This window comes from Streptomyces sp. NPDC111507 (assembly GCF_055638955.1).
Map to the genome: position 1 here is coordinate 1,410,152 of NZ_JBVKBU010000001.1, position 21,724 is coordinate 1,431,875.

The following is a 21,724-nucleotide window of genomic DNA, read 5'->3' on the forward strand; positions in this document are numbered from 1 at the left end:
ATGGCCACCCGGCACGACACCGCCGCGCCCCCCACCGAGGAGGGGGGCGCGGCCCCGGGCCGTCCGCCCGCCGCCGTACCCGACGAGAAGGAGCAGCGGCGCCGCAACCGGCTCTCCCGCCGCTGGCAGCGGGACATACGGTGGAGCCCGTACGCGTTCGTCTCACCGTTCTTCCTGCTGTTCCTCGCGTTCGGCCTGTTCCCGCTCATCTACACGGGCTGGGCCTCGCTGCACACGGTGGAGCTGACGGCACCCACCGACATGCAATGGGCGGGCCTGCGCAACTACACCCGCATCTTCGACGACGACTTCTTCTGGAACGCGGCGAAGAACACCCTGACCATCGGGATCATCTCGACCGTCCCGCAGTTGCTGATGGCGATGGGCCTCGCCCACATCCTCAACTACAAGCTGCGCGGCTCGATCTTCTACCGGGTCATGATGCTCGCGCCGTACGCGACGTCGATCGCCTCCGCCTCGCTCGTGTTCGTGCTGCTGTTCGGCCGCGACTACGGCATGATCAACTGGGCGCTGCACGCCATCGGTTTCGACAAGATCGACTGGCAGAACGACAAGTGGCCCTCGCAGATCGCCGTCTCGACGATCGTCATCTGGCGCTGGACCGGCTACAACGCGCTGATCTACCTGGCGGCGATGCAGGCGATCCCGCAGGACCTGTACGAGTCGGCGGCCCTCGACGGGGCCAACCGCTGGCAGCAGTTCTTCCACGTGACCCTGCCGTCGCTGCGGCCGACGATCCTGTTCACCGTCGTCGTCTCGACCATCGGAGCGAGCCAGGTCTTCGGCGAGCCGCTGCTGTTCGACGCCAACAAGGGCGCGTCCGGCGGCGCCGAGCACCAGTTCCAGACACTCGGCCTGTACCTCTACGAGCAGGGCTGGGTGAACCAGCACCTGGGCCGCGCCTCCGCGATCGCCTGGACGATGTTCCTGATCCTCATCGTGATCGGGATCGTCAATTACGTCATCTCGCGCCGGCTGCGCGCCAGTAGTTAAGGAGAACCGGCCGTGACGACGACCCTGACGAAACCCCCGGCGGACGCGGTACCCGAACCGCCGAAGCGTCCGCGGCGCCCCAAGTCGGCGCGCGCGGGCGGGCAGATGCACGCGGGACCCCTCGCGTACGTCATCCTCGCGCTGTTCACGATCGGCTCGCTGGGCCCGCTGGTGTGGACCGCGATCGCCGCCTCCCGCGACACCAACCGGCTGGCGCAGTCCCCGCCGCCGTTCTGGTTCGGCTCGAACCTCTTCCACAATCTCGATGTCGCCTGGACGGAGGCCAACCTGGGCGAGGCCTTCGTCAACACCACGTTCGTGGCGGGCGTTTCCGCGGTGACCGTCGTCTTCCTGTCGACGCTCGCCGGGTTCGCCTTCGCCAAGCTGCGCTTCAAGGGCCGGGGCGCCCTCATGCTGATCGTCGTCGGCACGATGATGGTGCCGCCGCAGCTCAGCGTGATCCCGCTCTACATGATGGTCGCCAAGCTCGACTGGACGGACCAGCTCCAGGCGGTGATCTTCCCGTCGCTGGTGAGCGCGTTCGGGGTGTTCTTCATGCGGCAGTACCTGATCCAGGCGCTGCCGGACGAGCTGATCGAGGCGGCCCGTGTCGACGGCGCGAGCAGCTGGCGGGTGATCTGGCACGTGGTGTTCCCGGCCGCCCGGCCCGCCATGGCGGTGCTCGGCATGCTGGTGTTCGTGCAGACGTGGAACGACTTCCTGTGGCCGTTCCTGGTGCTCACCCAGACCGGCAACCCGACCGTGCAGGTCGCGGTCGCGGGACTCGGCCGCGGTTTCACTCCCGACCAGTCCCTGATCATGGCGGGCGCGCTGCTCGGCACGCTGCCGCTGCTCTTCGTCTTCGCCCTGTTCGGCAAGCAGATCGTCGGCGGCATCATGCAGGGAGCCGTCAAGGGCTGACCTCGTTCGCCGGTGGGAGAAGGGGAGCCGGGCCACCGCCGCCCCGGCCCCTCCTCCCCCTCTTCTCTCCCTCTCGCCCCTCCCCCTCTTCTTCTTACTGTCGGTCTCCACGACCTCCTATGGGAGCGCTTCCATGCCTGAGTCCGCATCGTCCGTGACCTTTCCCCCCGCCTTCCTCTGGGGCGCGGCGACCTCCGCGTACCAGATCGAGGGTGCGGTACGGGAGGACGGCCGTACGCCCTCCATCTGGGACACCTTCAGCCACACGCCCGGCAAGACGGCCGGTGGTGAGACCGGTGACATCGCTGTCGACCACTACCACCGCTACCGGGACGACGTGGCGCTGATGGCGGAGCTGGGCCTGTCCGCGTACCGCTTCTCGGTCTCCTGGTCCCGGGTGCAGCCGACGGGCCGTGGTCCCGCGGTCCAGCGCGGCCTGGACTTCTACCGCAACCTCGTCGACGAGCTCCTCTCGCACGGCATCAAGCCGGCCGTCACCCTCTACCACTGGGACCTCCCGCAGGAGCTGGAGGACGCGGGCGGCTGGCCGGAGCGCGACACGGCGTTTCGTTTCGCCGAGTACGCGCAGATCATGGGTGAGGCGCTGGGCGACCGTGTGGAGCAGTGGATCACCCTGAACGAGCCGTGGTGCAGCGCGTTCCTGGGCTACGGTTCGGGTGTGCACGCGCCCGGCCGTACGGACGCGGCGGCCTCGCTCAAGGCCGCCCACCACCTGAACCTGGCGCACGGCCTGGGCACCACCGCGCTGAGGTCCGCGATGCCGGCCCGCAACACGGTCGCGGTCAGCCTGAACTCGTCGGTGGTCAGGCCCCTTTCCCCGTCCCCGGCGGACCTGGCGGCGGTCCGGCGCATCGACAACCTGGCCAACGGCGTCTTCCACGGCCCGATGCTGCACGGCGCCTACCCGGAGGGCCTGTTCGCGGAGACCTCCTCGATCACGGACTGGTCGTACGTCCTGGACGGCGACCTCGCGGTGATCAAGCAGCCGCTGGACGCGCTCGGTCTGAACTACTACACCCCGGCGCTGGTGTCGGCGGCGGAGAAGTCGGCGGACGGCCCGCGCGCGGACGGGCACGGGGCGAGCGCGTACTCGCCGTGGCCGGGTGCGGACGATGTCGCGTTCCACCAGACCCCCGGCGAGCGTACGGAGATGGGCTGGACGATCGACCCGACCGGCCTGCACGACCTGATCATGCGCTACTCGCGGGAGGCCCCGGGTCTGCCGCTGTACATCACGGAGAACGGCGCGGCCTACGACGACAAGCCGGACCCGGAGGGCCGCGTCCACGACCCCGAGCGCATCGCGTACCTGCACGGCCATCTGGCGGCGGTGCGCGGCGCGATCGCCGACGGCGCGGACGTGCGGGGCTACTACCTCTGGTCCCTGATGGACAACTTCGAGTGGGCGTACGGCTACGACAAGCGGTTCGGGGCGGTGTACGTCGACTACGCGACCCTGGCCCGTACGCCCAAGTCCAGCGCGCACTGGTACGGGCAGGTGGCGCGGACGGGTTCCCTGCCGACGGCGGCGCCGGCCGGCGCCGCGTAGGCCACAGAGTCCATGGTCCGGGGGAAGCGGGGGAGGGGGGAGGGGGCGCGGCACCTGGGGGGGTGCCGCGCCCCCGACGCGGTCGAGCAGAAGGGGCCGATGCCGCCGGTGCGGGACACCCCGTCGTCCCCGGCTCCACCGGCAGGCCCGGCAGAAAGTGGTCTCGGCGCCTTCGGGAAGGCCCCCGGCGCGCCGGTCGAAGGGGGGCTGGGCGACCGTGCGGCGCACCTCCGGCGGGGTGGGCGCGGCCTCCCGTCCCGGGTCCCGCAAAGCCCCTTCCCGCCCCTCCGGAAAACCGCCCTGACCTGGCCTTTCGTGGCCTTCGGTCCTACAGTTCCCCCATCCTGGAAGGGGACCGTATGGACCGGAACATACGCACCGTCGACGATGTGCTGAAGCTGCTGGACGGCCTGTTCGCGCCGGGGGCCGATCGGTGGACGGCGGGTGGCGCCGCCTGGTGGGACGGCTTCTACGCCGACCGCTCCAAGCCCGTACCGTTCTTCGTCGCGAAGCCGGACGAGAACCTGGCCGGATACCTCGACAAGAACCTGATCGCCCCGGGCCGCGCCCTCGATCTGGGCTGCGGGCCGGGGCGCAACGCCCTTCATCTGGCCGCTGCGGGCTTTCGGGTGGACGCGGTCGACCTCTCCCCGACGGCCATCGCCTGGGCGCAGGACCGTGCGCGCGAGGCCGGGGCCGAGATCCGCTTCCACTGCGGTGACGCGTTCGCGCTCACCGACCCCGACTGGGGCGGCCCGTACGACCTCGTCCACGACTCGGGCTGCTTCCACCATCTGCCGCCGCACCGCCGCATCAGCTACCTCGCCCTGCTCGACCGCGTCCTCGCCCCGGGCGGCCACCTCGCCCTCACCTGCTTCGCCGCCGGCGCGATGGGGTGCGAACTCCCCGACGAGGCCTTCTACCGGCAGTCCACACTGCACGGCGGACTCGCCTACACACCGGAGTCCCTGCGCTGGGTCTTCTCCGACCTGACCGAGGTCGAACTGCGCCGCATGCGCGACGAGCCGCCCGAGTCCGGGCTCTTCGGTGAGCCGTTCCTCTGGACGGCTCTGTTCCGCCGCGACGGGTGACCCCCGGGCGGGGTCGGCTACTTGTACGCGCCGAACGCCTTCGAGAACGCGCCCGCGTCCTGCACGATCGAGCTGCAGGTCGCGTCGGCGGAGTTCTTCGCACCGCCCGGGCACTGCTTGTCGCGGGCGGCGGACCACATGGAGAGCCAGCCGAGGCCCTTCGACTTGGCGAAGTCGACCAGCTGGGCCGCGTCGTCGACCTTGAAGGTCTCGGCGGCGACGTCGTTGACCCCGATCATCGGGGTGATGGCGACGGACTTCCACGCCGCGCTGTCCGACAGCCCGAGGACACTCTTCACCTGGGCCTGGGTGGCGGTGGCGGCCTGCTCGGCGTAGGTGCCCATGTCACCGTTGTACGCGGGGCCGTAGTCCATCGCCATGATGTTGACCGCGGAGATCTTCACGCCGTTCGACTTGGCGTCGGAGAGCAGGCTCACGCCGTCCTGGGTCAGGCCCTCGGGCATGACCGGGAGGGTGAAGGACACGTCCAGGTCCGGGTGTTGCTGCTGGAGCTTCGCGATCGCCTTCGCCCGGTTCGTGTTCGCGGTCGTGTTCGGCAGCGCGCCGCCCTCGACGTCGAAGTCGACCTTGGTCAGGTTGTACGCGTCCACGGCCTTCCCGTACGCCGCCGCCAGCGCGTCCGCCGACGAGCAGGTCGTCGCCAGCTCCGAGCCCGAGGCGCCGCCGAAGGACACCCTGACGTCGCCGCCCTTCGCCCGCAGCGCGCCGATCTGCGACGCCACGCCGTCACTGGCGAGGTCGGTCACCCCGCCCCACTTCGGCGTACAGCCGCCGCCGTCGGTGATGAAGGCCAGGTTGTAGTCCTTCACACCGGCGGCCGTGGCGCTGCCGACCAGGTCGAAGGCCGGGTAGAGGGAGGTGTCGACGTACGGCGCGAAGCCCGCGCCGGTCGTCGTGCCACTGCCGGTGGTCTGCGAGGCGGAGGGAGTGGGGGTGGGGGTGGGCGTGGGCGTGGAGGTCGGGGTCGACGTGGGCGGCCGAGTGGCGGTGGGTGTCGGGGTCGGGGTGGGCGACTGGGTCGGGCGGCCGCTCGGCTCCGGCGTCGCGCCGTCGTCCACGGAGCACTTGGCGCCGTCGATGACACAGCCCTTCGGGTCCGCGGTGCCGTTCACGACGAAGCCGACGGTGACCGACTCGCCGGCCGCCAGCCCGTCCTTGTCCCAGGACGGCGGCTTGACGGTGACGTGCTGCCCGCTCACCGTCGACGTTCCGTTCCACAGCGAGCTGAGCCCGGCACCCGACGGCAGGTCGAACTCCAGCGTCCAGTCCCCCTTCGCCTGGCCGGTGTCGTTGGTGATGACGTACTGCGCGGTGTAACCCGTCGACCAGTCACTGGTCTTGGTGTACGCGGCACCGACGCCGGCCGCCAGCGCGGTCCCGGAGAACAGGAAGGCGCCACCACCGACCACGGCCGCGGCGACGATCCCGCCTATCGCCTTGTTCCTGCCACTGACCTTGCGCCGGTGCGTAGTGCTCATCGCGTGTGCCTGCCTTCGCCGTTCACGGGGGGGTGGGGTGCGGCAGCACGCTAGCGATCCGAGATCGGGCAAAACGCCTGATCGGGACGCCCGTTGGCGATCTTATGGTGCGCTTAAGGAAGGCATCGGGGACGGTTAAAGGTAGAGACCAATTCGCCTCACGCCCGGCTCGCTCCCACGCCCCGCCTACGACGCCGCACGGATCCCCTGTGCCCGCGCCGTACCGGAGCCCGCCCGTCCAGCTGGATCCACAGGCGCACCTCGGTGCCGCCCAGCACCGAGGAACCGATCCGCACGTCCCCACCCGTCGACTCCGCGAGCCGGCGCACGATGTCCAGACCCAGGCCGGTCGAACCGTCGCTCCCGGAACCCTTCCCGCGCGCCATCGCCGCCTCCGGGTCCACGATGCCCGGTCCCGCGTCCGACACCAGCACGATCACCGCGTCCTCGCCGTTGTGCACGTCGACCGCGAAGGCCGTGCCCTCGGGGGTGTGCCGGAACACGTTCCCGAGGAGTGCGTCGAGGGCGGCGACGAGGTCGGCCCGGGCGACGGGTATCCGTACGGGACGGTCCACTCCCGCGACCCGCACCTTGCGTCCCTCGTCCTCGGCGAGCGCCGACCAGAAGTCCATCCGCTCGCGGACGACCTCGGAGGCGTCGCACCCGGCGCCGATGATGGTCGCCGCCGTCTGCGGCTTGGCCTCCCGGGCGGTCCTGATGATCGTGTCGACCTCCCGCTCCAACTGCGCCACCGCCGCCCGCGTCTGCTCGGCGGCCGGCCCGTCACCGAGCGAGGCCGTGTTGAGCCGCAGCACGGTCAGCGGGGTGCGCAGGCGGTGCGAGAGATCAGCGGCCAGCTCCCGCTCGTTCGCCAGGAGTTGTACGACCTGATCCGCCATGGAGTTGAACGCCACCGCCGCCAGCCGCAGTTCGTTCGGCCCCTCCTCGGGTACCCTCGCGCCGAGCTTCCCCTCCCCCAGCTCGTGCGCGCCCTCGACCAGCCGCTGTGCCGGCTGCACCATCCGTACCCCCAGCCGGTCGGCGACCGCGACCGAGCCGATGATGAGCGCGACCCCGACCGCGGCGAGCACCGCCCAGGCGGTGCCGACCCCGTTGCTGACCTCGGACTCGGGGACGTACACCTCGACGACCGCGATCTCGCCGGAGCTCAGCGCGGTGGGCTGGAGCAGGGTGGAGCCGCCGGGGACCTCGGTGGTGGAGGCCCGGCCGATGCTCCGTGTGGTCGCGATGTCCTTGGCGGCGGCGCGCTGCCGTCCGATGTCGACCGCCTTGGCGCCGTCGCTCGCCGGTATGTGCACGGCCATCCCGTCGTCCGAGCCGGCGGAGGCGACGACCCGCTCCAGCTGGTCCCGGTCGGTGGTGATGGACAGCGCGGGCGCGATGGCCGCGGCCTGCCGCTCGGCGTTCGAGAACGCGCGGTCCCTGGCCATCTCCTTGATGACGAGCCCCAGGGGGACCGCGAAGGCCACCACGACCATCGTGGTCACCGCCACGCACACCTTGACCAGTGCCCACCTCATCGTGGCGGCTCCAAGCCCGGTGGTTCCAGCTTCACACCGACCCCGCGGAGCGTGTGCAGATAGCGCGGCCGCGCCGCCGTCTCGCCCAGCTTCCGGCGCAGCCACGACAGATGGACGTCGATGGTCTGGTCGTCCCCGTACGACTGCTGCCACACCTCGGCGAGCAGCTCCTTGCGCGCGACGACGACACCGGGCCGCCCGGCGAGAAACGCGAGCAGGTCGAACTCGCGCCGGGTGAGGTCCAGTCGGGCGCCGTCCAGCTCGGCCTGGCGGCGCAGCGGGTCGATGGACAGGCCGCCGACCCGGATGACCGGCGACGCGGGCGTGTCCCCCGTCGCCCGCGAGCGGCGCAGGACGGCGGCCATCCGCGCGGACAGGTGCTCGACCGAGAACGGCTTGGTCAGATAGTCGTCCGCCCCGTCGTTCAGCAGGCGGACGATCTCCGTCTCGTCGTCCCGCGCGGTGGCGATGATCACCGGGACGTCGGTGATACCGCGCAGCATCTTCAGCGCCTCCGCCCCGTCCAGATCGGGCAGTCCGAGGTCCAGGATGACGACGTCGAAAGAGAAATGGGCAACCTCGCGCAGCGCCTCAAGGGCGGTGCCGACACTGCGCACCGTGTGCGCGGCTTCGGTCAGATGCCGGATGAGAGCGCTGCGTACGAACTGGTCGTCCTCGACCACGAGCACACTTGCCATGCGCCGCACCGTACGCCATCCGTGCGATGCCGGTCCGGTGCCTGTGGACAACTCGGGCCGCCGTCCTGTCCCGAGAGACGGGAGACGCCCATGGGGCGCGTGAGGCAGTATGGCTGGCGATGCTCCGAGGATTCGTACACGTACTGGCTTGGTCGCTCGCCACGGGCGCGGCGGTCACGCTGTCGTGGTGGGGTGTCCACACGGTCATGACGGGGACGGCCTACGATCCGCCGCGCGCGCTGCCCATCGTGGCGGGCGGGACGACGACGCAGGAGGCCAAGGCGCTTGCCTCGTCGACGAGTCGGCCCTCGGCGAGTCCGAGCCCCGCCGCCTCGAAGCCGACGGCGAGCCCGCGGCCGAGCGCGACGCCGGTTGCCTCGGCATCGCCCTCCACCGACCCGGGTCCGAGCGCCTCCGGACCGGCGGGGCGGGTCAAGAGTTACGACACCGACGGGGGGCGGGCCGTCTTCGATCTCGGCACGACCTCCGCGACGCTCGTCTCGGCGACGCCTGGTTCGGGGTGGTCGATGCAGGTGTGGAAGACGGAGTCGTGGATTCGGGTGGAGTTCACTTCGGGGGCGGATCGGGTGTCGGTGTTCTGTACGTGGCACGACGGGCCGCCGCGGGTGGAGATCGGCACGTACTAGCTGCGCAGGCCTTGCGGGTCGGGTGCGGGTTTGTTGTGGCTGGGCGCGTAGTTCCCCGTGCCCCTACCGGAACACGGAAGCCGGCGGGGCCGGGGATGCCACCGCCGCCGCGTCCAGCACCGGCAGCGCTCCCCCGGTGAAGTCGGTGAGCTGTCTGCCGTGTTCGAGTCTCGCCGGGTGCGGGTCCGAGGCGGCGCGGCGGGTGAGTTCGGCCAGGGGCAGGGGGTGGCCGGAGGCCACGAGGACGGCGTTGCCGAAGCGTTTGCCGCGCAGGACCGTGGGGTCGGCGATGAGGGCGAGTTCGGGGAAGACGGTCGCGGCGGTGGCGATCTGGCCGCGCAGGTGGGCCAGCGGGGGGCCGTCGGCGAGGTTGGCGGCGTACAGGCCACTGGGTTTGACGGCTCTGCGGACGTCGGTGAGGAACTCGACCGAGGTGAGGTGTGCGGGGGTGCGGGCGCCGCTGAACACGTCCGCTATCACCAGGTCCGCCCAGCCGTCGGGGACCTTGGCGAGGCCTTCGCGGGCGTCCAGGGAGCGCACGCGGATACGGGCGTTCGGGTCCAGGGGGAGCTCGCGACGGACCAGTTGGACGAGGGCCCCGTCGCGTTCGACGACCTGCTGGGTGGAGCGGGGGCGGGTCGCGGCGGTGTAGCGGGCGAGGGTGAGTGCGCCGCCGCCGAGGTGGACGGCGTGCACGGGCTTGCCGGGCGGGGCCACGAGGTCGATGACATGGCCGAGGCGGCGCTGGTACTCGAAGCTCAGATGGGCGGGGTCGTCGAGGTCGACGTGGGACTGGGGGGCGCCGTCGATGAGGAGGGTCCAGGCGCGCGGGCGGTCCCGGTCGGGTATCAGCTCGGCGAGGCCGCCCTCGACCGTCTCGACGACGGCGTCGGCCGACGCCTGCCCGCGGCGCGAACCGCGCGACGCGTCACGCGCCGCGCCCTGTGCGTCGTCGGACCGCTTGTTCCTCGACCTTCCCATCCTGCCATTATCAGGGCGTACAGGGAGGTCGGCGCAGCGGCAACCCGTGGGGGGCGCCGCCCGGTGTCCCCGGTGTCAGCGGCAGTTGTCTGCGGCCTCGATCAGCCGGGCCGCCTCGCCCAGCGCCGCCCGCAGCACGGCCGGGTCGGTCGCGAGGTCCGCGTCGCCGGGCGGCAGCAGCCAGTCCGAGCCCTCGACCGGGGGCTCGGGTGCCACCAGGCTGAGGCCGCGACCGTTGGTCTGGGTGCAGGTGCTGCCCGGCATGTCCCAGGCGTCCGCGGTGCCGGGCGGCACCAGGAAGCCGAGGGTGTCGCAGCCGTCGTCGAGCAGGACGGGCCCGACCAGGGCGCAGGAGCCGCGGCGGAGGATGTCGACCGCCTCCAGCCCCTGGCGCGCCGGAACGGTCACGAGGTCGCAGTCGGCGACCGGCTCCGGCGGGGCGTCGCACTCGGGGGACGGCCGGTGCCCGTCGGTCGGCAGCGGCGTACGAAACTCGGTGCTCTCCATCCCGGCCTCCAACACGGAACCCCTCCTCCTGCACGAGTGGGTCGGGAGTTCGGGTGCGCTCCCGGTCCACCGGGTTCAACGCGTCAGAACGTCAACGGCTACGGCACAACACAGCCGCAAAGGATGGCAGTTCATGGCAGATCGTGGATGAGATATCCGTTTTGTAGCCAAACCCAGCGTGGCGACGCCGTCACAGCAGGTACGTTCTTGCTCCGCCGGGACAAGGCGACACACGCCGCAACACGGACAACTCGTCTTGAGTCCGGCATGGTTCGACGGTTCGCAAGAGAGGGCCCGGCCATGGCGTCGTCAGCGGTGACCTCGTCCCAGTCCCCCCGGCCACCACGGCCGAATCTCGCCTTCCGGCGGCTGCGCGGACAGCGCTCGCCGGGCGAGTTCGCCGCGGCGGTACGGAGGGCCGCGCGCGAGATCGGAGAGCGGGTCAGCTGTGACGCGCGCTACATCGGGCGGGTCGAGGCAGGCGAGATCCGCTGCCCCAACTACGCCTACGAACGCGTGTTCCTGCACATGTTCCCCGGCCGCACGCTGACCGACCTGGGCTTCTCGCCCCGCTCGTCCGTACGCGGCCGAGGGGCGCGCGACACGGACGAGGCGCCCCCTCTCCACACCACGAGCCCGACGTACGCCACCGGTGAGACGGAGGAGACGCACGAGACGTATGACACGCAGGACCCGTATGACACGCACGAGAACCACGAGGAGAGCGACGTGCAACGTCGCGCATTCATGACTGGAGGCACCGCCACCGTGGCGGCAGCCTCACTGGGCCCCTTCGGGGTCGCCTTCGGCACTCCGGCCGCGGCCGCGGACCGTCGGGTTCACCGGGTGGGGACGTCCGAGGCGGGCGCCCTCGAAGAGGCCGTCCGCCGGATCCGGCTGCTCGACGACCGGCACGGGGCCGACGGCCTCTACCGGCGGGCCGCGGCGCCGCTGCGCACGGCCTACGAGCTGCTCGACGCGGGCACCACCCGGCAGACCACCGCCGACCGGCTGTACGCGGGGGCGGGCGAACTGGCGATCTCGGTGGGCTGGTTGGCACACGACTCCGGGCGCTTCGAGGACGCGCGCTCGCACTACGCCGAGGCGCTGGCGACCGCCAGAATGTCCGGCGACGCGGCCCTCGAGGCGCACGCCTTCTGCAACACGGCGTTCCTTGCACGCGACGCGGGGCGCCCGCGCGAGGCGGTGCGCGCGGCGCAGGCGGCGCAGCGCGCGGCACGCCCGCTCGGCTCCCCGCGGCTGCTCTCGCTGCTCGCGCTGCGCGAGGCGGGCGGCTGGGCCGGACTCGCCGACCGCCCAGGGTGCGAGCAGGCGCTCGTCCGCGCGCAGACGCTCTTCGAACGCGGCCCCTCGGAGACCGATCCCGAGTGGATGACCTTCTACGGAGAGGCCGAACTGGAGGGTCTGGAGGCGCAGTGCTGGTCGACGCTGGGCGACTGGACCCGCGCGGCCCGCCACGCCCGGCGCGCCGCGCACCTCCAGGACCCGCACTTCACCCGCAACATCGCCCTCTACACGGCCGAGCTCGCCGACGACCTCGCGCGCGGCGGCCGCCCCGACGAGGCCGCCCTCGCGGGTCTGCGCGTCATCGACCTGCTGGGCGAGGTCCAGTCGTCGCGCATCCAGACCATGTTGGCGGGCACCGCGCGCGTACTGCTGCCGCACCGCCGGGCGTCAGGTGTGTCGGCGTTCCTCGAGCGCCACGCGAGTCTGCCGCGCATCGCGTGATCCCGGCCGCCGACCGGTGCTTACGCGGCCAGGTGCCCGCAGTCGTTCCACGCCTCGATCGCGGGCTCTCCATAGGCCCAGCCGAGCACCGACAGCGAGGTCGGGTTGAGGCGGATACGGGCCGCGAAGTCGAGCGGGAGGCCGAGCCAGCGGGCGCCGATCGAGCGCAGGATGTGCCCGTGCGCGAAGACCAGCACATCCCGGTCCTCCGCACGGGCCCAGGCGACGACCTCGTCCGCGCGCGCGGTGACCTGCTCCAGGCTCTCCCCCTCGGGAACACCGTCGCGCCAGATGAACCAGCCCGGGCGCACCGCCTGGATCTCGGCCGGGGTCATGCCCTCGTACGCGCCGTAGTCCCACTCCATGAGCATGTCCCAGGTGGTGGCACGCTCACCGAAGCCGGCCAGTTCGCACGTCTCACGCGCGCGTGCCAGCGGACTGGTGCGCACCTCGACCCCCGAGAGCCCGTCGAAGGGCGCCCGGTGCAGTCGCTCCCCCAGCACCTTGGCGCCGCGTCGGCCCTCTTCCAGGAGCGGGATGTCGGTCCTGCCGGTGTGCTTTCCGGACAGTGACCACTCCGTCTGGCCGTGCCGGGCCAGCAGGATGCGCGGTGCCATGAAGAGAAGCCTTTCCGGTGCGCGTGGAGGACGTGCGGGACGAGGAGGACACGCGGACCTGAGAGATGGGTCATTCCATCATGTCCCACCCCCGCCTCGGGCAACCCGGCGGGCGATCTCTGCGTCTTTGACGACCAGGGGGCGCCTCCTTAAGCCGTTCACATACACCGTAAAATCGGATGGCCGCGTCATCGGAGCGCAATCGGCTGGTCACGTAGGCAACAACCACAGGTCACGCAAGCAGATGGGGGAGGGCGATCGGATGCCGCAGACCGATGCACGGCGAACCGAGGCGGCACCGCGCGCCCGGCTCCGCCGGTGGACCGAACTGCGCACCGCCGCATCGCACACCCGGCTGCGCTGGTGGACCGAGTTGCCGCTGCTCGTGATGGTGTACGCGTCGTACTCGGCGGGCCGGCTGCTCGCCCGGGGCGACACCGACGACGCCGTCGATCACGGCCTGGAGATCCTGCGCATCGAGAAGGCCCTCCACCTCAACGCCGAGCACCCGCTGAACCGGCTGTTCACCCGCGAGGCCTGGCTCGGCGTCCCCGCCGACTTCTGGTACGCGTCGCTGCACTACCTGGTGACGCCCGCGATCCTGATCTGGCTCTTCCGCTCCCGGGCCGTGCGCTACCGCGCCGCCCGCACCTGGCTGATGACATCCACGCTGATCGGGCTGATCGGCTTCACGCTGATGCCGACCTGCCCGCCCCGGCTGCTCTCCGCGGGCCACGGCTTCGTCGACACGATGGCCCAGTACAGCTCGTACGGCTGGTGGGGCGGCGAGGCGAGCGCGCCGCGCGGCCTCGGCGGCATGACCAACCAGTACGCGGCGATGCCCAGCCTGCACGTGGGCTGGTCGCTGTGGTGCGGAGTGATGCTGTGGCGCTACGGCCGCACACCCGTCGTCCGGCTCGCGGGCATCGCCTACCCGCTGCTGACCACGATCGTCGTGATGGGCACCGCCAACCACTACTTCCTCGACGCGGCGGCGGGCGCCACGGTGATGGGCATCGGGCTGCTGCTGACCCCGTACGTGCTGCGGCTCGCGGACCGCGTGCGGGGGCTGCTCAGTGCCCGCATCCCGTGGGTCGCGGGCGCCTCGCGCGGCGCACGTTCCTCAATTGTCAGTGGCGGATGCCAGACTTCCGCGGGTGAGCGAATTCCCCGACAGCGCGAGTCCCGAACCGGGCCCGAAGCCGAGCCGGGTGCCTCCCCCAAGGATGCCGGGGAAGGTGCTGCGGCAGCGGCTCGCTGAGCTGCGCGGTTCCGCCGTACCGCCCAAGGCGCTGGACGCGCGGGCCCTCGCGGCGCTCGCCGCGAACCCAGGGTGCGATCGGCGCGCCCTGCTGGACGGCGCGGGCGTCGACAAGGCGAAGCTGGCGGACGCGCTGGGCTCGCCGTCCGCCTTCGGCCAGTCCCAGTTCGCCTTCATGCGGGGCAACGCGTTCGAGGCGCGGGTCAAGGCCGACGGCGGCGCGGAGCTGCTGCGGCTGGTGCACGAGAAGCTCGACCCGGGCGCCGAGCCGCCCGCGGCCGGTGTCGTCCCCGACCTGAGCGCGGTCGGCCCCGAGGGGCGCGCGGCGCGTACGGCGCTCGCCCTGCGCGAGGCCACCACGGCCGCCGCCTGGACCCTGCTCGACCACCCCATGCTCGCCCTCGACGTCGCGGGCTCCCCCGCGTTCCTGGAGCCGGACGCCGTCGTCGTCCACCCCGACGGAAGCTGGACGGTCGTCGAGATCAAGTCCTTCCCGATGCTGGACGGCTCCGCGGACCCGGCGAAGGTGGGCGCCGCCGCCCGCCAGTCCGCGGTCTACGTGCTGGCCCTGGAGGAGGTGGCCGCGCGCCTCGGTGCGGGGCCACAGGGGCGTGGCGCCCGGGACGGCGGCGCCGTCCCCGACGTTCGCCACCGGGTCCTGCTGGTCTGCCCCAAGGACTTCTCCAACCTGCCCACCGCGTCGGCCGTCGACATCCGCAAGCAGCGCGCGGTCACCCGCCGCCAGCTGGACCGCCTCACACGCGTCGAGGACATCGCGGACACCCTCCCCGAGGGCACCTGCTTCGCCCCCGACCTCCCGGCCGCCGACCTGACGAGCGCCGTCGAGTCCGTCCCCGCGACCTACGCCCCCGAGTGCCTGGCCGCCTGCGAGCTCGCCTTCCACTGCCGCGACCGCTCCCGCGCCGAAGGCGTGGTGACGGCCCTGGGGCGGTCACTCCGCTCCGAACTGGGCGGGCTGACGACGATCGGTGAGGTCCTCGCGGCGGCCCACGGCGCGGCCGGGGACCCCGACGACCCGGCGGTCGTGGCCTTGCGCAGGGCCGCGGCGCTGCGGGCGGAGGCCCTGCGGGAGCGCGCGACGCCTCCCACCGGCCGGTCGGAGCCCGCCGGCGAAGTCCTCCCGGAGGTGGCCCCTTGTCGCTGATCGCCACCCTCGCCCGGCTGGAGGCCGTCGAGAGCGGGCGGGCCCAGCCCCTCGCCACCGTGCGGCACCGGCATCTCACCGAGCGGCCCCTGGTGTTCGTACCGCTGACCACCGCGGGTGAGGCCGGGGCCCCGCTCGGGGCGCTGGTGGGCGCGGACCGGGACGCGCCCCGCCTGCTGGTCGTGCCGCAGCCCCGGGACCGCGACCTGCGGTTCGCGTTCCTCGCGGAGCTGGCCGATGTCGTACTGCCGTACGTGGACACGTACGCGGACGTGGTGGAGGCGGCCGAGCGCAGCGAGACCGATCCCGAGACCGGCAAGCGCGTCAAGGTCGAGGTCGAACTGTGCGCGGACGCCCCGCAGCTGATCGTGCCGAGCCGCGCGGGCGTGGAGTTCGTACGGCTCCTCGGCCGCTCCACGCGGTTTCGGCGCACCGCGGAGCAGGAGCCGGAGGCACCCCATCCGGCGCCGCCCCGGGTGCCGTTGCTCGGGCGGTGGCTGACGCACTTCGGGGAGCGGGCCCGGGTGCCCGGCTCCGCCCTGCTGCTCGCCCTCACCGACGTACTGTCCCGGCACTGGGCGACCGGCCAGAGCAGCCTGGAGGACCAGCACCTGGGGGCGCTGCTCGCCTGGATCGACCCCCCGGAGGGTGCGTCGGGCGCGGCGGGCGCGCTGCGGGCCGAGTTGCGGCGGGATGCCCGGGGACAGCTCGTGTGCCCGCCCGCGGGCCCGGCCACCGATCCCGCCTTCGACAACCAACTGCTCGCTCCCGCCATCGAGCGCTACGACCGCGCGCGGACCGCTCTGGCCGCCGCCGAGGACGGCTTGGAGGCGGACGACCGGCTCGGTGAACTCACCGCCGCCGAGCGGGAGATCCGCGCTCTCGTCGAGCAGGTCACCCGGCCCACCTGGGACGCGGTGTGGCGCGGCCTCGACCTGCTGCGGACGCTCCCCGAGGGCACGCACGCGGCCGACCGGTGGACCCGTGACCGCTGGTCGTTCACCGGCCACCGTGACCGGATCACCGCGGGCGAGCCCCCGCAGCCACGCCGTGACGACGCGGTCACCGCGGCGAACAAGCTGGCCACGCGCGAGCGCGAACAGGCTCGCCTGGACGCGCAGGAAGCCCTCGACGATCCGCTGGTCATGGCCGGGCGGCGGCTGGTCGGGGAGGCCTTCGCGGGTGAGGTCACGGACGTCGTCATGGCGTACAGCGAGAGCAAGCGGCCGAGCCCCCGCCCCCTGGTGACCGTGCGCACGGACGACCGGCCGCACCTCGGGGAGCGGACGAAGGTGTACCGGTCGCTGGGCGGGAAGCCGCAGGCGGCCGAGTTCGTCGGGTACGAGGAGTCGTCGGAGGGCGACGGGCTGGTGGTCCTGCGGATCGTCGACAAGATGGGGCGCGGCAAGGAACCCGAGACCGGGTCCGTGCCGGAGAAGGGGGACCTCCTCTGCTTCACGCTCTTCGAGCACGAGCAGCGGGGCGGCGCGAAGCTGCCCGACCCGGAGGAGACCCCGTGGACGCACGGCGGACCGCCGGGCGAGCCCGACGCGGTACCGCGGCCGGACCCGGTGACGGAGGAGGACATCCTGTGACGACGGTCTTCGATCCCGCGGCCGCGGCCGGCCGCGCCACCGACGCGATCCTGGACGACACCCTGCACGGCACGCACCGCGGCGTCGTGGTCGACTCGCCCCCGGGTGCCGGGAAATCCACCCTCGTCGTCCGCGCGGCGCTCGAACTCGCCTCCGCGGGGCGCCCGTTGATGGTCATCGCGCAGACCAACGCCCAGGTCGACGACCTGGTGCTGCGGCTCGCCGAGAAGAACGGGGAGCTGCCGGTGGGGCGCTTGCACAGCAGCGATCCCGACCCCTACGACAAGGCGCTGGACGACCTGCCGAACGTACGCAAGTCCACCAAGGCCGGCGATCTGGCCGGCCTGAACGTGGTCATCTCGACCGCCGCCAAGTGGGCCCATGTCAAGGGGGTCGAGCCGTGGCGGCACGCGATCGTCGACGAGGCCTACCAGATGCGGTCGGACGCGCTGCTGGCCGTGGCGGGGCTCTTCGAGCGGGCGCTGTTCGTGGGCGACCCCGGGCAGTTGGACCCGTTCGCGATCGTCGGCTCGGAGCAGTGGGCGGGGCTGTCGTACGACCCGTCGGCGTCCGCGGTGACGACCCTGCTGGCCCACAACCCCGAACTGCCGCAGCACCGCCTCCCGGTGTCCTGGCGGCTGCCGGCCTCCGCGGCGCCGCTCGTCTCGGACGCGTTCTACCCGTACACGCCGTTCCGCAGCGGCACCGGACATGGTGACCGGCGGCTGAAGTTCGCCGTGGCGTCGGACGGTTCGGGTCCCGACCGGGTCATCGACGAGGCGGCGGAGGCGGGTTGGGGGCTGCTGGAGCTGCCCGCCCGGCACACGCCGCGTACGGACCCGGAGGCGGTGCGGGCCGTGGCCCAGGTCGTACGACGGCTGCTGGACCGGGGCGGTGCGGCCACCTCGGAGCGGGCGGACGAGCCGGTGCCGCTGACCGCCGACCGGATCGCCGTCGGCACGGCGCACCGGGACCAGGCGGCGGCCGTACGGGCGGCGCTCGCCGACCTCGGGGTCGCGGACGTCACCGTCGACACGGCGAACCGGCTTCAGGGGCGGGAGTTCGACGTCACCGTGGTGCTGCATCCGCTGTCCGGGCGGCCCGACGCGACCGCGTTCCACCTGGAGACGGGGCGGCTGTGCGTCCTCGCCTCGCGGCATCGGCACGCGTGCATCGTGGTGTGCCGGGCGGGGGTGACGGAACTGCTGGACGACCATCCGTCGACGGAGCCGGTGCAGCTGGGGGTCACGGTGAAGTTTCCGGACGGCTGGGAGGCCAATCACGCGGTGTTGTCGCATTTGGCGGAGCATCGGGTGCCGTGGCGACCGTAGATCCACCCATGGATCCACAGCGGATCCACAGGGGCGGCCGTGGGTCCGGATGGCACGGTTGTACGGGTCCGCTCACGCGGGCCTACTTGCGCGGACGGGGGAGAATGGACGGTGGCCCACCCACGAAGCGGGCCCCTGAACCGTACGAGGAGGAGAAGACATGGCGGAGCCCACGCCGCGTCGGAACGAACCGCGGCTACGCCCCGCGCCCCTGCTCTTCGAGCCCGCGGAGGCGGCCGGTGATCCGGAGCACTTCTTCGATCTCGAGTCGATCGACGATCCTCGGGCGCTGCTGGCACGGGCCACGGAGCTGACGCTCGCGTTTCGCGCCGCGGCCGATCGGGCGCTCGAGTTCCAGGCGATCGCCGCCGCGCAGCTGGCCGATCCCCGGCGGTTCGATCGGCTCACGCCGGCTTCGATCGCCGAGCGGGCCGAGTGGACCGAGGACTATGCGAAGAAGATGATCGAGTTCGGGCGGGATCTGCTGCGGGGAGCCGAGGGTGATGGGCGGGGGCTTGGGCATGGAGTGGGCGACCATGCGTGAGCCGGTCGTTCCGGTGTAGTCGGGGGGTCTCCCGCCTCCGCGGCCTGAGCTGGTCGCGCAGTTCCCCGCACCCCTGAAGGCCTCAAGGGTCTGGCATATGCCGCGGGGCAAGGTACTCCTCCCCCCGCGTCCTGTCCCGGGTTTTCGCAACTCTCGGGGGCCGGGTGCTTACCGACGGTAGATCTCATAGCCATGAGCAGCACACGGAATCCGGCAAGCTCCGCCGCCCCGTTGCCCGACCGGTTCGACGTCTGTGGCGTCACCCCGGACGGAGCCGCCTGGCTCGCCTCGGCAGGAACGTATCCGCGCAGCACCCTCGCCCTCTGGGAGGAACGCCCGACCTCCCCGGTCGTCCTGCCCTGCGGCACCGCCTTCGACATCATCAACGTGCCCGCGATCTTCGGCCGGCGGATGCTCGACCAGCTGTGGGACGAGGGGCCGGGCTCGGGCCCGGTGGCCGTGCACCGCGGGCGGACGCTGCTGTTCAGCGCGCCGGGCACCGCACAGCGCCTGCCGTCACTCCTGGAGTGGGAGGAGTGGGGGGCGGGCGAGTCGGGGGGATCCGGGCGCGTCGACGCCATTCCTCCGTTGCTCTGCCATGGGGTCGGCGACGCCGTGACCGTGCCCGCCCTGAGCCCCGTCGCCCACCTCACATCCCGCTGGCTGGTGGCCCCCGACACCCGGCATCCGTGGCTTCCGGGGCCCGAGATCCTGGTGTGGGCGGCCGTCCGGGCGGCCCGCACGGCCGCCTCCGCCGCGGTGCGGATATCGATTTTTCCTCCCGCCGATCAGGATGCTAAGGTCTACGACGTCAGCAGGCGCCGCTAGCTCAGTTGGTTAGAGCAGCTGACTCTTAATCAGCGGGTCCGGGGTTCGAGTCCCTGGCGGCGCACAGACGGTAGGAAGCCCCTCGCGAAAGCGAGGGGCTTCTTGCGTGTCCGGCTCAGCGCGGGCGAGGGGCTCAGCCTGTCGTGATCTTCACCGTCCACGCCCCGGAAGCCGTCCGGCCCTCGACCTCGACACGCACCTTCTCGCCGGGGACCGTGAAACTCTCCCCGAGTCCGACCGGCGCGTCCGCCAGGGGCGGGTAGACCGATTCGCCCCAGCAGGACTCGGTGTGCGGGTGGGCGTCGATGACCTCGACCGGGCCACCGCCGGAGTCGGCCTCGCTGCGGATGCGGTAGATCAGGACGCCCTGGGTGCAGGTGGCGCCGTCGTTGCCCGTCGAGGTGCGCGCCTCGAAGGCCAGCGCACTGTCGGGCCCCGTACGGACCACCGCCAACTTCGTACCGCGACCGGAACCGAAGAGGCGCGCCCCTGGGGCCGAGGTGGGCAGAACCGCCCCCAAGGCCGGCGGGGCCGGGGCAGGCAGGGCCGAGGTCCGCGCCCCGGAGCCCGAGACGGGCCCCCCGGAGACGGAGCCCGAGCGGGGCATCCCGGGACCGGGAACCGACCCCCCGGACCCCGAGGCGGAGCCCTCCGAGTCCGAGGTCGACCCCGCGGAACCCAGAGCCGGTCCCGGACCGGCCTGGGCAGCGGCGCTCGCGACGGAGACCGGCGCTCCCGATGCCGCAGTCCCCGCCCCGCCCGTCACCGGACCCGACCCCAGCGGCTCCAACGTCAGCCTCGTGGTCCCGTGCTCCCGCAGACAGGCCACCTGGCGAGTTTCCAGCCAGCCCAGTTTCCACTTGTGCCAGCCGAAGAGGTCGGGGGCAAGGCCGAACTGGCTGCCCATGAGGTCCCAGTCGCCGACGTAGGTGTCCCAGTCGCCCTTGCCGTCGGTGGGGCGATGGTAGAGGTCGGGCAGGTCGAAGACGTGCCCCGTCTCGTGGGCGAGGACGAGGCGGTCCGGCGGGTGCTTCTCGAAGACGGTGACGACACGGCGGATGTCCTTGCCGTCGGCCTCGATGGGGGTGTCGAGGTTGACGACCTTCGTCGCGTCCGAGTCGACGCCCGGCGCGTCCGGGTCGGCCACGAAATAGACGATGTCGTAGCGGGAGAAGTCGACCTGCCGGTCGGCCGCGGCGACCGCGTCACGCAGATAGGCGCCGCGCCGCGCGGCGTTCCAGTCGCGCTTTATGGCGTACGAGGTGGAGGCGTGCGGCATCCGGATCCAGTCGCGCTGCGGATGCGGGCGCAGCGTGAACCTGCCGTACGAGGCGCGCTCGAAGAACTGGCTGGTGGCCGGGAAGTAGTCGGCGGCCAGTTCGGCGGGGGTGGTGCGGGGCCGGGAGTCCGGGAAGGACAGATAGACGAGCACCGCGTCGAGGGAGCGGGTGGGGCGCGGATAGTCGGCGTTCCAGGTGTCCAGGCCCTCCGAGTGGTGGGCCTCGGTCCGCCTCAGGGCACAGGGGGAGAAGAGGGGTTCGGCGAGTGCGGGGCCCGTGATCAGGGAGGTCGCCGCCAGCGCCGTCATGGAGGTGAACACGGCCGCGGTACTGCGCCAGCGCGGCGCACCCTGACGAAGAAAGGCCCGCAGCGCGCCCGTACGAGCGACGGCCCACAGCGCGCCCGGACGAGCGGGGACCCGCGGCACGCCGAGAACCGTCAGGACGTCAGGAACCCGCGAAACGTCACGGGTTCGACGCCGCCGGGCCTCTCGGGCGAGATCCCTCAGGGGGCGCTGACGCGGCACGTCGACCTCCGGATGCGGTTTTCGGGACACCGCACCCAGACTGGGTGAGTTCGTGACACTTTGCCCTGTTTGTCTGCACCAGACGGGTGAGGGACCATGAGCGGCCGAAACCCCGAACGACACCCCGAACACTCACGGAACGTCACAGGCGATCGCCAGGCACAGGAACCGGCCCAGATGCAGGCAGAAACGATCTGTCAGAACCGGTGGTTGTTCCGGGACACTGGACTGTGGCTGGAAGGCTCCGGAACCAGCCTCTATGATCGGCACACTTTCCTGCACGGACACGGCTTGTTCGGCCGTCCAGCACCGGCCGACCACCCGAGAGACCCATACGAAGAACGAGTGCACTGCGGGA

Annotated in this window: 19 protein-coding genes and 1 tRNA gene; 13 read left to right on the forward strand and 7 right to left on the reverse strand. The window is 72.1% G+C overall.

Annotated elements, in window-relative coordinates:
- From ACZ7M2_RS06260 to ACZ7M2_RS06275, 4 genes are all read left to right on the forward strand, one after another.
- The gene (locus tag ACZ7M2_RS06260; RefSeq protein WP_168491858.1) at positions 1 to 1,014 is read left to right on the forward strand and encodes a carbohydrate ABC transporter permease; all 1,014 of its coding nucleotides are present in this window, start codon (positions 1 to 3) and stop codon (positions 1,012 to 1,014) included.
- A 12-nt stretch (positions 1,015 to 1,026) separates the two neighbouring features.
- Positions 1,027 to 1,935 (forward strand): carbohydrate ABC transporter permease, encoded by a 909-nt coding sequence (locus ACZ7M2_RS06265; protein ID WP_471594334.1) that lies wholly within the window; start codon positions 1,027 to 1,029, stop codon positions 1,933 to 1,935.
- A gap of 133 nt (positions 1,936 to 2,068) precedes the next feature.
- Positions 2,069 to 3,505 carry a GH1 family beta-glucosidase gene (locus ACZ7M2_RS06270; protein ID WP_471594335.1) on the forward strand — a complete coding sequence of 479 codons (1,437 nt, stop codon included), beginning with the start codon at positions 2,069 to 2,071 and terminating at the stop codon, positions 3,503 to 3,505.
- 359 nt (positions 3,506 to 3,864) lie between these two features.
- Complete coding sequence (locus tag ACZ7M2_RS06275) at positions 3,865 to 4,596, forward strand: class I SAM-dependent methyltransferase (protein WP_471594336.1); 732 nt, start codon at positions 3,865 to 3,867, stop codon at positions 4,594 to 4,596.
- A 17-nt stretch (positions 4,597 to 4,613) separates the two neighbouring features.
- Here ACZ7M2_RS06275 and ACZ7M2_RS06280 read toward each other — a convergent pair whose 3' ends face one another.
- The 3 genes from ACZ7M2_RS06280 to ACZ7M2_RS06290 form a co-directional block, all read right to left on the reverse strand.
- Entirely contained in the window at positions 4,614 to 6,095 is a 1,482-nt protein-coding gene (locus ACZ7M2_RS06280) for a glycoside hydrolase family 18 protein (RefSeq protein ID WP_471594337.1), read from the reverse strand.
- A 158-nt stretch (positions 6,096 to 6,253) separates the two neighbouring features.
- Positions 6,254 to 7,636 (reverse strand): sensor histidine kinase, encoded by a 1,383-nt coding sequence (locus ACZ7M2_RS06285; RefSeq protein WP_471594338.1) that lies wholly within the window; start codon positions 7,634 to 7,636, stop codon positions 6,254 to 6,256.
- Positions 7,633 to 8,334 carry a response regulator transcription factor gene (locus ACZ7M2_RS06290; RefSeq protein ID WP_319747852.1) on the reverse strand — a complete coding sequence of 234 codons (702 nt, stop codon included), beginning with the start codon at positions 8,332 to 8,334 and terminating at the stop codon, positions 7,633 to 7,635. The genes ACZ7M2_RS06285 and ACZ7M2_RS06290 overlap by 4 nt, the downstream gene beginning before the upstream one ends.
- A 119-nt stretch (positions 8,335 to 8,453) precedes the next feature.
- Here ACZ7M2_RS06290 and ACZ7M2_RS06295 point away from each other — a divergent pair, with 119 nt between their 5' ends.
- Positions 8,454 to 8,981: a hypothetical protein gene (locus tag ACZ7M2_RS06295; RefSeq protein WP_471594339.1), complete on the forward strand. Its 528-nt coding sequence runs from the start codon at positions 8,454 to 8,456 to the stop codon at positions 8,979 to 8,981.
- 63 nt (positions 8,982 to 9,044) lie between these two features.
- Here the strand turns inward: ACZ7M2_RS06295 and ACZ7M2_RS06300 are convergent, their stop codons facing one another.
- Positions 9,045 to 9,962, reverse strand: coding sequence for a spermidine synthase (locus tag ACZ7M2_RS06300; RefSeq protein ID WP_471594340.1), 918 nt, complete (start codon positions 9,960 to 9,962; stop codon positions 9,045 to 9,047).
- A 75-nt stretch (positions 9,963 to 10,037) separates the two neighbouring features.
- Positions 10,038 to 10,469 carry a hypothetical protein gene (locus ACZ7M2_RS06305; protein WP_352046980.1) on the reverse strand — a complete coding sequence of 144 codons (432 nt, stop codon included), beginning with the start codon at positions 10,467 to 10,469 and terminating at the stop codon, positions 10,038 to 10,040.
- A gap of 300 nt (positions 10,470 to 10,769) precedes the next feature.
- Between ACZ7M2_RS06305 and ACZ7M2_RS06310 the strand changes: the two genes are divergently transcribed.
- Positions 10,770 to 12,218, forward strand: coding sequence for a hypothetical protein (locus ACZ7M2_RS06310; protein WP_471594341.1), 1,449 nt, complete (start codon positions 10,770 to 10,772; stop codon positions 12,216 to 12,218).
- Between the two features lie 20 nt (positions 12,219 to 12,238).
- On the opposite strand, the gene ACZ7M2_RS06315 is transcribed toward ACZ7M2_RS06310, so the two are convergent.
- On the reverse strand, positions 12,239 to 12,835 hold the full coding sequence (locus ACZ7M2_RS06315) for a histidine phosphatase family protein (RefSeq protein WP_471594342.1): 597 nt from the start codon (positions 12,833 to 12,835) through the stop codon (positions 12,239 to 12,241).
- 262 nt (positions 12,836 to 13,097) lie between these two features.
- Between ACZ7M2_RS06315 and ACZ7M2_RS06320 the strand changes: the two genes are divergently transcribed.
- The 7 genes from ACZ7M2_RS06320 to ACZ7M2_RS06350 all read left to right on the forward strand — a co-directional run bounded on the left by ACZ7M2_RS06320 (position 13,098) and on the right by ACZ7M2_RS06350 (position 19,623).
- Positions 13,098 to 14,096, forward strand: a complete 999-nt coding sequence (locus ACZ7M2_RS06320) for a phosphatase PAP2 family protein (protein ID WP_471594343.1) — start codon at positions 13,098 to 13,100, stop codon at positions 14,094 to 14,096.
- Positions 14,047 to 15,261, forward strand: coding sequence for a hypothetical protein (locus tag ACZ7M2_RS06325; protein WP_471594532.1), 1,215 nt, complete (start codon positions 14,047 to 14,049; stop codon positions 15,259 to 15,261). The genes ACZ7M2_RS06320 and ACZ7M2_RS06325 overlap by 50 nt, the downstream gene beginning before the upstream one ends.
- Positions 15,252 to 16,856 (forward strand): hypothetical protein, encoded by a 1,605-nt coding sequence (locus ACZ7M2_RS06330; RefSeq protein WP_471594344.1) that lies wholly within the window; start codon positions 15,252 to 15,254, stop codon positions 16,854 to 16,856. Before ACZ7M2_RS06325 ends, ACZ7M2_RS06330 begins: the two co-directional genes overlap by 10 nt.
- Complete coding sequence (locus ACZ7M2_RS06335; RefSeq protein WP_471594345.1) at positions 16,853 to 18,187, forward strand: AAA domain-containing protein; 1,335 nt, start codon at positions 16,853 to 16,855, stop codon at positions 18,185 to 18,187. Before ACZ7M2_RS06330 ends, ACZ7M2_RS06335 begins: the two co-directional genes overlap by 4 nt.
- Positions 18,188 to 18,347: 160 nt before the next feature.
- The gene (locus ACZ7M2_RS06340; RefSeq protein ID WP_054232844.1) at positions 18,348 to 18,731 is read left to right on the forward strand and encodes a hypothetical protein; all 384 of its coding nucleotides are present in this window, start codon (positions 18,348 to 18,350) and stop codon (positions 18,729 to 18,731) included.
- 192 nt (positions 18,732 to 18,923) lie between these two features.
- A complete protein-coding gene (locus ACZ7M2_RS06345; RefSeq protein WP_471594346.1) occupies positions 18,924 to 19,559 on the forward strand; it encodes a bifunctional DNA primase/polymerase in 636 nt (211 codons plus the stop codon).
- Positions 19,550 to 19,623, forward strand: a tRNA-Lys gene (locus ACZ7M2_RS06350). Before ACZ7M2_RS06345 ends, ACZ7M2_RS06350 begins: the two co-directional genes overlap by 10 nt.
- A gap of 69 nt (positions 19,624 to 19,692) precedes the next feature.
- Here the strand turns inward: ACZ7M2_RS06350 and ACZ7M2_RS06355 are convergent.
- On the reverse strand, positions 19,693 to 21,237 hold the full coding sequence (locus ACZ7M2_RS06355) for a M6 family metalloprotease domain-containing protein (RefSeq protein ID WP_471594533.1): 1,545 nt from the start codon (positions 21,235 to 21,237) through the stop codon (positions 19,693 to 19,695).
- Positions 21,238 to 21,724: the final 487 nt, after the last annotated feature.